Origin of the sequence: Halochromatium sp. (assembly GCF_046541315.1) — a bacterium.
GTDB lineage: Bacteria > Pseudomonadota > Gammaproteobacteria > Chromatiales > Chromatiaceae > Lamprobacter.
The window spans coordinates 1-9,270 of the sequence record NZ_JBKHDN010000106.1; the positions used below are offsets into that span (position 1 = coordinate 1).

At 66.2% G+C, this 9,270-nt stretch carries 7 protein-coding genes; all 7 read right to left on the reverse strand.

The window, feature by feature from the left end; all coding sequences use genetic code 11:
• The 7 genes from ACLFQI_RS08490 to csm6 all read right to left on the reverse strand — a co-directional run bounded on the left by ACLFQI_RS08490 (window position 1) and on the right by csm6 (window position 9,178).
• On the reverse strand, window positions 1-1,677 hold the full coding sequence (locus tag ACLFQI_RS08490) for an RAMP superfamily CRISPR-associated protein (RefSeq protein ID WP_410758474.1): 1,677 nt from the start codon (window positions 1,675-1,677) through the stop codon (window positions 1-3).
• On the reverse strand, window positions 1,674-2,669 hold the full coding sequence (gene csm4 / locus ACLFQI_RS08495) for a type III-A CRISPR-associated RAMP protein Csm4 (RefSeq protein ID WP_410758475.1): 996 nt from the start codon (window positions 2,667-2,669) through the stop codon (window positions 1,674-1,676). The genes ACLFQI_RS08490 and csm4 overlap by 4 nt, the downstream gene beginning before the upstream one ends.
• A 12-nt stretch (window positions 2,670-2,681) precedes the next feature.
• Window positions 2,682-3,392 carry a type III-A CRISPR-associated RAMP protein Csm3 gene (csm3, locus tag ACLFQI_RS08500; protein WP_410758476.1) on the reverse strand — a complete coding sequence of 237 codons (711 nt, stop codon included), beginning with the start codon at window positions 3,390-3,392 and terminating at the stop codon, window positions 2,682-2,684.
• Between the two features lie 23 nt (window positions 3,393-3,415).
• On the reverse strand, window positions 3,416-3,910 hold the full coding sequence (gene csm2 / locus ACLFQI_RS08505) for a type III-A CRISPR-associated protein Csm2 (RefSeq protein ID WP_410758477.1): 495 nt from the start codon (window positions 3,908-3,910) through the stop codon (window positions 3,416-3,418).
• 12 nt (window positions 3,911-3,922) lie between these two features.
• Window positions 3,923-6,622: a type III-A CRISPR-associated protein Cas10/Csm1 gene (cas10, locus tag ACLFQI_RS08510; RefSeq protein ID WP_410758478.1), complete on the reverse strand. Its 2,700-nt coding sequence runs from the start codon at window positions 6,620-6,622 to the stop codon at window positions 3,923-3,925.
• A 136-nt stretch (window positions 6,623-6,758) separates the two neighbouring features.
• Window positions 6,759-7,946, reverse strand: a complete 1,188-nt coding sequence (locus ACLFQI_RS08515) for a Card1-like endonuclease domain-containing protein (RefSeq protein WP_410758479.1) — start codon at window positions 7,944-7,946, stop codon at window positions 6,759-6,761.
• Window positions 7,943-9,178 (reverse strand): CRISPR-associated ring nuclease Csm6, encoded by a 1,236-nt coding sequence (gene csm6, locus ACLFQI_RS08520; protein WP_410758480.1) that lies wholly within the window; start codon window positions 9,176-9,178, stop codon window positions 7,943-7,945. The genes ACLFQI_RS08515 and csm6 overlap by 4 nt, the downstream gene beginning before the upstream one ends.
• Window positions 9,179-9,270: the final 92 nt, after the last annotated feature.

Genomic DNA, 9,270 nt, shown 5'->3' on the forward strand with positions numbered 1-9,270 from the left:
TCAGGCCTTCACGCGAATCGCGGCGATCAGCGCCTGACGGGCCTGCTTTTTCTGCTTGGCTGGCCAGCCGATATAGCTGTGGATCTCCTCAGCGAGATCCGCCAATTCCGCACACTCTGGCCCCGTCCATTGCTGCTCGGCGGCCTTGAGCACCTCCAGCAACTGATTGGCCAGCTCGCCGCCTTTCTCCTTGCGCCCGGCCGCCCGATCCTCGGCCAAGCGCTCGCGCAGGTCCTCGAGCTGGAGGGCTTCGTCGCTCAGGTTGGCGCGACGCTCGGCCTTGGCCTGCTCGGCTTGTGCCTCGCGCGCGGCGGCCTCTGCACGTTGTTGCTCGCGGGCGTTGCGCTCGGCGGCGACCGCGCGCAACGCCGTGCGACGCGCGTGGATGCGTTGCGACCAGGCGGCGGCATCGACACGGGTTTGATCGGCCAGCGCCTCGCGTAAAGACAGGGGCCAGTGGGGTAGCGGCTTGCCCACCGGAGCCGCCTCGATGAGCAACCAGCCGAAGGGCAGCATCTCGGTGCGCTGCTGGATATCGCCGGCGGCAAGCCAAACCGTTTTCGCGGCCTCCAGGTACTGCGGTCTCTCCCCTCGGCCACCCATGATCTTAATGCTGCGCACGCCATTGAGCGTGAGCGACTCCGCGCCGCTATGGCGGCCGACGCGCAGCAGGAACGCCTGATGGGCCTCCAGGGCGGATTGGCGATCGCTCAGGAGCTGTTGCAGGGTGTCGGCCCAGGCGGCAGAGAGATAGCCGCGGCTTTTCAGCTCCAGCACCTCGCGCTTGAGGATCGGCCGGTAGAACCGGTTGCAGGCCGCGGCAATGTCGGCAAACGACCAGCGTAATTCCGAATCGGGCAGTTTCGGATTCGACAGGCCGGCTACGTCCTGGATGCCCAACCGGCCGCTGAACGCCTGCGCGCGCAACGGCGGCACGCATTCGAGCACCTGGCGCAGGTTTTCCGCCTGGGCCGGGATCTCTTTGCCGTCCTTGAGCACCGGCTGGCGTTTGCGGTTGACCGCGTAGCGCACCTCGGTGGCGTAGCTGTCTGGGTCGCTCAGATCGCGGGCATCGCCGATCTGCACCAGACGCATCGGGTCGAGGTCGAACTGGCGGTAGCGGAAGAGCTTTTCCTGTAGTGCACGGCTCCGCTGACCTGGCGGCTTAGAAGCAACATCGGCTGGCAGCGAACGACCAGCGTTCTCAGTATCCAACAGCGCCGTGCGAATGGCCCCCTTGAGGCTGCTCCCAGGCAAGATCGGTCGGCCGCTGGCGGCATCGGTGTAGGTGCGGGCAATCGCCAGCTGGTTGATGATCTCGCGGCCGTTGTCCTCATGCTGCGCGGTCTTGCCGACGCGCTGCTGGTATTCCGCGGCGATGCTCGGCAAGACCGGCATGGCATGCTCGGCCTCGGCGATCAACGCCTCGCTGTGGCGGTGGAAAAACGCCTGCACCTGCTTGATCAGCTGCACCGACGGCGCCGCTCCAAGCACCTTGGTCAGCTCCTCGCGAGCCACTGCTGGCAAGGCACGCAAGGCCGCCTCGGGGCTGAACCGATAGAGATCCTCGCCATCGATCACATAACCAGTCGGCTCCAGATCCTGGCCGGTGCCGATATGCACCGGCGCGAGCGCAGTGATCGCCAGTTGATGGACGGCGTGTCGCTGCTCGCTCATGGCGCAATCTCCTCGGGCAGATGGACCGCCACACAGGGCGCATAGCCCTGCTGCACGGTCTCGGGGATGACCTTCGACAGCTGGCCGTTTGCACCCAGCCCCTGACCGATGATCGGGTCACTCGGCAGACTGGACGGCGTCAGCAGGGCGCCGGCGCGCGCCAACAAAACCGGTGTCTTGAACGGATTGCCGAGCTGGACTGCGGCATCGCCATGGCGGCCGAAGCGGGTGAAGACCTCGTAGAAGCTGCGCTCGGCGCGACAGCCCTGACCTTGCGGTGCGCAGGGGGCGAGCGTCAGGCAGGCATTCGGATCGGGTTGACACGGCCAGGGCGCCGACAGCGGCTCGACCTCGAACTTGCCAAGACCGATGCTGGCATCCCGGCCGAAGCCGACACTGCCGATGTCGTTGAACAGTTCGGTCAGGATGTCGGCGCTGATCCGCTCGGCATCGAAGACCAGACGCAGACAGAGATCCACGCCTTCGGCAGACCAGCGCTGCATCTGGGTGTAGGGCGCGAAGTCGCCACGGCCGGTGGTGCCGGTCAGGCGGTTGATGCTGTTGTGGGGCTGCGGGTGCAGGGTCATCAGCGCCGTTGGCCGATGCGCAGCGGACGCCTGTGTCGGCTTGGCCGGCGCACTGGTCGCGACCACCTCCGCTTCACTCTGGCAATGTCCGAGCCACTCGGTCATGGGGCGTTCCAACGCCGCGAGCGGCAACCAGCGGCGCTTCTTGATCTGCTTACGGTCGGTGCCGGTCAGCTCAGGGAACAGCGACAACGGCAAGGCCGGGCGCGGCAGATAGCCTATTGGCAGCGCATCGGAGACGACCGCAAACGGACGCCCGGCGGTGTAGCCCTGCAAGCATTCTTGCAGAGACGCATCGCCATCGCGGTTGCGGAGCGCCCAGCACAGCTGACCGAACAGCGTATCGCCGAGCAGCGGCGAGCCGAATGGCGAGCGCAGCCGAAGGCGCAATGTGAGCGTATCCATGCGTGACTCCACTTAGTCGAGGCTGAGCTGGTCCAGACGCGTCTGCAGATCCTTGCCCTGCAGGGCAAGCCCGGTGAAGCGCAGCTTGCCGTAGCCGCGCGAGCCGGAGCCGCCGAGGCCGGTGAGTTCGAGCAGCTTGAAGCCGACCAACAGATCCTCGAGCAGATCCTCGTCGCCATGGACCTTGAGGGTGAGCTGGAACTCGAAGCGCGCCCCGGCCGGGACCCGTTCAGTGTTGCGCGGGTGCTCAGCGACGCCGGCAATGCGGTCGATCTGGTTCTCGGTCTTTTGCTCGGTCAGCAGCAGGCTGCGCGCATCCATCTCGGCGACCCAGGCGGGGTCGAGGTTGCAGTCCCAGAACGCCAGCCGAGTGGGACCAATCTCCTTGAGCAGAGCCTCGTCCGGATCACCCTCGGGGGCGCCGCCGAAGAGCTTCAGCAGGGCCTTGCCCTGGTCCTGTTGTGCGCCCTCGAGCTGGCGGATGTGTTGGAAGCCAAGCGGCTTGCCCTTGGTGAGGCCGACCACGCCAGCGCGCCATTCGAGCAGGCTGCGCATCTTGCCCTTGAGGCTCGAGCCGGGGATGTAGGGCTGGTTGGTGACCGGGTTCTTGATCACCGGATTGTCGGTGCCGCCGATGTGCATCTCGGTGTTGCCACCGCCGATGTGCAGGCCGCTGAGCAGTTCCAGGGTGGCGGTGATCTTACGGATATGGGTCAGTTGCATGATGAAGCTCCGAGGGACCGTTGTTATTTGTTCTCGTTGGGACGCACTTCCTTGTAGAAGCCCAGGAAGGCCTCGAAGAAGAGCTTGGCGTAGCCGAGGGTCTTGGCGTCTTCCGCCTGGCGCAGACAGCGCTCGAGCAGCTTGACGAAGTTTTGATCGACCAGCTGTCGACCCTCGGCGTAAGCGGCCTTGGCGTTGAGCATGAGGATGAAGGGCCGAACCTCCTGGAAACGGGCCTCGTCGGTACCGACCTTGGTCTGCCACATCACCAGTTCGTCGTAGAAGCGCCGCAGCTGGCTCGGCTTGTTGCAGCGATCGTTGTGACCGATGGTCTCGGCGCAACGCTTGGCGATGCTGTTGAACAGCTCCGGATCGAGGGGGCTGGCGAAGCGGATCTCCTCGACCGCGAGCGCTGGGATGTAGGCCGCTTCACGCGCTCTGCCGCCCTGGTTGCCACCGCGATAGCCACCACCGCCCTGGGCGCGTCCGCGCGGATTCTGTTGTCTGATTTCAGCCATGCTGGCGTGCTCCTAATCGCGTGTTTGATAGAGATGCGTGAACAGTGGAATGCGGTAACGGCCGCCGAAGCGTTCGATGCCGCCCAAGGCAATGACCTGCGCCAGGCGCTGCTGCAGGCGGCGGCGCTCCTCGACCTTGGAGCGGTCGCGCAGTCCTGGTGCGCGCTCGAGCATGCGTGCCGCGCGGTAGGCGAACTGACTGTGCCAGATGGCGTTCTCGGGACGCTGGTGGACGTGCTCGGCCTTCTCGATCAGCTCGAGCAGGCCGTAGATGAAGCCGGTGCTGAGGGCCAACTCATCGGCGAGCGCCTTCAATTCGACCCCAGCCTCACCGAGCGCGACGAACGCCGACCAGGGGACGGTCTCGCCGAAGCAGGTGACCGCGTTCTTCTCCGGGCGTAGCCCCTTGGCCTGCTCCAGCGCCTGCTCGCCCAGGGCGGCCAGGTGGCGGATCGGCAAGCCGGGCTTGGTGGTCGAGAGCCCGGCGGAGAAATGGATCGCCGGGTTGTCCGCGACATAGCGCGCGAAGTCGTGCTGCAGCCGCCGCGCCAGGGCCATTTGCGAGCGCCAGGGGCCGATCAGGAAGAAGTCGTCGCCACCGGCGAAGACGGTGTAGGTGTTGGGATACTCGGTGGCACAGAGCCAGGGCAGGTAGACGGCAAAGAAGGCGTTGGTCTGGCGTGAGAGCGCGGCCATCTTGGCGAAGGTCGGCTCTGCGAGCCCCTGCTGGAAGATCAGCCCCAGGTTGTCGATGTCGCCCTTGAGCGTGCTCAGGGCACGAATGCCCACCCAGCGCTCGCGTTCATTGAGCCATTGGTCCTCGCAGGCCAAATGATTGAGTGTCTTCGGCTCATTGGGCGAGACATCGCCATCGGCCTCGGGATCGCAGCGGGCGTATTTGTCCTGCTCGTAGGCACGGGTCTCGGTGCCGCTGAAACGCGGGATATAGCCATTGATGTAACGCCGGGCATAGCCGTTCCAGAGCGCGCGCTCGCCATCGGCGGCGGGCAGGCTGAAATCCCAGGCGCGCAGCAGATTGTCCTCGCGCACCGCCGGACCAAAACGTCCGCTGTCGGCCTCCTCGCCGGTAAAGCTGATGCGATAGCCGAAGAGGTCAACGTCGAGGGTGTGCTGGCCGATGCCCTCGCGGGTGACCAGGAGGCGCTCAAACTGAGTGAGCCAGTTGCCGATGTTGATCTGATCCTTGGCCAAAAGGCTCAGCGCCAACGCGCGGCCCTGATGCACCTCCTCACGCTCGGCCGGCGAGCGGCCATCGATCTGGCAGACGCCGAGGCGGTTGTCGAAGCGATCGAGAAAGCCCTCGAACACCGGCTCGGCCGGGGTCTCGCTACAGAGCCCGAAGCGCTGCGCCTTGGCCAGATCGAGCTGGGCGAAGAGCCGCTTCATCAGCGTGCGGAAACGCTGATGGCTGTTCTTCGGATCACCGCGTGCGCTCAGGAAGTCGTTGCATGAGGCCTCGAGCCAGGCCAAACCGACACCGGCCTGTCCAAAGCTGTGCGCGAGGAACCAGGTATCGAGGGTGCTGCGCACCTCGGCCAGCGCGCTGCGCATGGCCTCGGTATTGGGCGCGACGATGAGGAATTTGCCGGCCGCGTTGATGATCTGGCTGGTCGGCGGCAGGGCCAGCGCATCGAGCACACGCATGGCGGCGCACTCGGTGAGCAGACCGACATAGAACGAGCGTCCGCGTAAGAGCTTGGCGGCCCGGCGCTGGGTCTCGCCACCGGCAGCGAAGATGAAATCCTGGATGCCGAACAGATCGCCCTGGATCAGCAGCAACTTGGGTGTATCCCAGTCGGCACGCTGTTGTTGGGAGTCGATGATCGCCTGCGGGTCGTCATCGCGTGCTTGATGCCAGCGCCAGAGCGCGGTGGCCAGCGCGGCGACCGCCTTGCTGTGATCGTAGAGCGAAACCTCGGGTTTGACCCCGAAGGCGGTGGCCGCCGGGATCGCATGCGCGTAGGTCGCCAGCAGCGTGTCGAAGTGATCGAGCCACAGATCGAGCCGGTCCTGATGGGAGTCAGGAATCGCTTTCAGGGCTTCGGCAAACTGGTCCCAGAGCGCTCGGTATTGCTGCGTGGCCTTGACGCGGTCGCGTTTGTTCGGCTCGCAGGCTTTGGCCGGCTGCGGGAAGATCGCCATGGGCGAGAGCGGCTGCAGCGCATAGCGGTAGTTCAGGGCCGGCTGCTCAGACGGCGACTCGTCGAGGCGAATCTGCTCGAACAGGGTGAGCTGCCGCGAGGAGAAATGATCGCCGCCCGTGGACGTGCCCTCCTCGGCATCGTTGTAGCGATCGAAGGTCTCGCGCTCGAAACCGGAGGCCACGCGATCGGCGGTGGCGATGAGCCATTGCAGGGCGGTTTCCGGTTTATGGTGGCGCGCGGCCGCGTTGATGAGGGAGTCGTCGACATTGGGCGCATCCCAGGCCGCGAACGGGGCGACATCGGTCCCCACAAGACGTGGAAAGTGGCGCTCGAGCAGGTCGATCGCGGCAGCGGTGTAGGCGCCATGGCGGTGCGTGAACCACTGCCGGCCACCGGCCTGCTGGCGGCGGGCGTACTGGTGCAGATTCGCATCCAGCAGCTCGGCACCCGGATCGAGTCCGGCGCGCTCGGCGAATTTGCCGATGTCGTGAATCAGTCCCGAGAGCGCGACGCGACTCGAGGCGGCGAGGAGTTCCTGTGGTGTCATAAAACGTTTCCGATCAGCGGTCCCATTCAACAGCGACCTGTGTCGCCAACAAGCGCCAACACAGCGTCTCGTTCATCGTCCAAGCGCTTGCCCAGGCGGCAACCTTGCGGCCAGTGTCCATCGCCCCTCGGCCAGCTCATCCGCGCCATTCCCGCACCAGATCCCGCAGGTGTTGCAACTCCCCAGGCGGCACCAGACGGATGCGCGCACGCCGCGCACGGGCGATGAGCGTCTCGGTCGGCTCACGCGCGGAGAGCAGCCAGGTGTGGCCGAACAGCCCGCGGACGTCATCGCCGAGGCTGTCGAGCTTGTAGGCGATGGCGTTGTCGTTCTCGTCGCGGTAGCGCAGCGTCTTGCATTCGATGTGCAGGAGCTGGTTCATATGGCAGGCGAGCACGTCGAATTCGTTGGCCATGGCCTCCTGGCGATCCCAGTGACCCTCGACGCCAAGGCGCGCATCATGCACACCGGCATCGTGCACGGCGTGATAGGCGTAGTCCTCGAGCCAGCCGCCGCGCACGAACTGCGCTGCGGCCAGGTCGGTGAAGCGGAAATACGCCGAGCCGGGCTCCCAGGCGAGCACCTCAGCAGCGGCCAGCTGCGCCATCGCCTCCGACCAGAGCCCGCGTGGCGGGCGCGGAAAGGATTGCACCGGCGCCGCCAGGCGTTCATCGCGGCTGTCCGGCAAGCGCTCCAGGGCCTGGTCGGCCAGGTAATTCAGGGTGCCGATCAGCTGCTGCAGGCTGGGATCGGCGATACGGCGGCCGAGGAACTTGCAGGCGGCCTTGCGCGCTGCGGCGAGCGTGGTCCAGCGAGGATCCTCGGAGACGGCGCGCTGAAACTGAAAACCTTGGGCGCGCAGATAGGCAGGCACATCCAGCACGTTGCTCATCGGCGTCGGTGTGGGGATCGAGGCCGGCCCGTCCTGGGCGCTGTTAGCCAGGTACTCGATACGCCGATGGGCGGTGTCGGTGTAGAGGATGCGGCTGGCCAGCCCGCGAAAGACCTCGACGAAGGCGAGCGACATCAGCTTGGTGCCGCCGGTGGCGTTGAGCACGATCTCGGTGTCGGCACCGGCATTGAGGAGGGTCTCGGCGACCTGATGCGCGAAGGCACGGATCTGCGGGAAGCCGCTATCCGGACAGCGCTCGCAGCGGATGAGCTGTGCCTTGAAACCGCGCAGCTGAGCGGCTAAGCGCCGGTCGGCACCACGGCGCGTCATCGCCTCGGTGAGCACCAGGCAGACGCGTGTCGGACGTTCCATCAGGATCGGGATCAGGTTCTGCAGCACTTGATCGGAGACCAGCACCACCTGGGTACTCATGCGCCGGCCTCCTGATCCTGGTTCCGATTCTCAGCGGCCCGGTCGTCGCTGTGCGGACCAACCGCCTCAGCGATGGACCCGAAGCGAATCGCCTCGGGCTCGATGCGCAGCCCATAGCGGGTGTGGGGACGGCGGCCTTCGGCCTGGATCAGGTAAGGCCTGGCCAGTGGCGCGCCGAGTGCCTTGGTCAGCGCCTGGTTGGCGCGGGAGCGGCGCTGGTCGAAGTCCTCGGCGCTGATGCCGTCGGCGAGCGCGGCCTCGGCGCGTTCGACGTCGCCGGAATGCGCGCCGACGATACGCCGGTATTCGTGGAGGTACTGCGCCGCGAGGCCGTCGCTGTTCCAACGCGCGGCCTGCAGCCCCTGTTGCCGACGCCGCGCCATCAGGGCATAGAAGGCCAGTGGCGCGGGCTTGAGGCGGAGGGTCTCGCCGGCGGCCTGCAGGCAGCGCTGTTCGAGGTCGATCAGCAACTGTGGCGGCTCGAGCGCGCGCTGGGCGGCGGCGATGCTGTCGCCAAAGCTGGCTCGACCCTCCAGCAGTCGCGTCGGTAAGCCCTCGCGTAGGCGCACGAAGGGCACCTCAGCGAGGGTGACGCGGGCGTCGCGGGTATCGGCGAGGCGCTTGTCCTGGGTCTCGATGACGCGCGAATAGGGGGTCGGGTAGAAGAAGTTCCAGCTCTGCTCGAAGGGCGCGGCGACCAGCACATGGCTGAGACGATCCTGGGCGCGACCAAACAGCGACAGCGCATAGCCGGCGTAGTAGCCCATGGTCTTGCGCCCGCCGGCCAGGGAGACGTGCAGGGCGCAGTCGGGGTCGGCGGTGAGGTCGCGGACCCGCTCGATCAGTTGATCGGCCACACAGGCGTTGTCTTCAAGCTCACGGATATCGTCAAGCACGCGGCCGTCGGCGTCGGTGATGAGCTGGATCTGGGCGGCGCCGAAGGTGATCGGCGGTAGTTGGTAGTCGCGGCACAGGCGGGCGAACCAGCCGGGGTCCTCGGAGAGCAGGCTCAGGCGCGCGCGCTCGGCGCCTTCGACGGTGGTGAGGATCTGGATCTCGGTCGGCACGAAGGGCGGATCGGTGGCCACCGCGAGCGCATAGAGCGTCTCAGTAAGGATCTGCGGCGAGAGTCCGGAGACAGCGAGCAAGACACGCCGTGGATAGTCATGCGGGGCGCGTCTGGGTGGCTCCTGATCGGCATCCGGCAGGGGGCCGTGCTCGTGTTCTGCCATGCGTTCGAGTTCCTTAACTGCGGGTGATCCGTCATCCGTCTGGCGTGACGCAAAGGTTACCCCAGGATGACGACGACTGTCAGTGTTGGTGT

What these genes read in the sequence shown, in the direction of transcription:
- ACLFQI_RS08515 (WP_410758479.1), bottom strand. Translation starts at nt 7,946, where the DNA reads ATGAGTACCCAGGTGGTGCTGGTCTCCGATCAAGTGCTGCAGAACCTG.
- csm2 (WP_410758477.1), bottom strand. Translation starts at nt 3,910, where the DNA reads ATGGCTGAAATCAGACAACAGAATCCGCGCGGACGCGCCCAGGGCGGT.
- csm4 (WP_410758475.1), bottom strand. Translation starts at nt 2,669, where the DNA reads ATGGATACGCTCACATTGCGCCTTCGGCTGCGCTCGCCATTCGGCTCG.
- cas10 (WP_410758478.1), bottom strand. Translation starts at nt 6,622, where the DNA reads ATGACACCACAGGAACTCCTCGCCGCCTCGAGTCGCGTCGCGCTCTCG.
- ACLFQI_RS08490 (WP_410758474.1), bottom strand. Translation starts at nt 1,677, where the DNA reads ATGAGCGAGCAGCGACACGCCGTCCATCAACTGGCGATCACTGCGCTC.
- csm6 (WP_410758480.1), bottom strand. Translation starts at nt 9,178, where the DNA reads ATGGCAGAACACGAGCACGGCCCCCTGCCGGATGCCGATCAGGAGCCA.
- csm3 (WP_410758476.1), bottom strand. Translation starts at nt 3,392, where the DNA reads ATGCAACTGACCCATATCCGTAAGATCACCGCCACCCTGGAACTGCTC.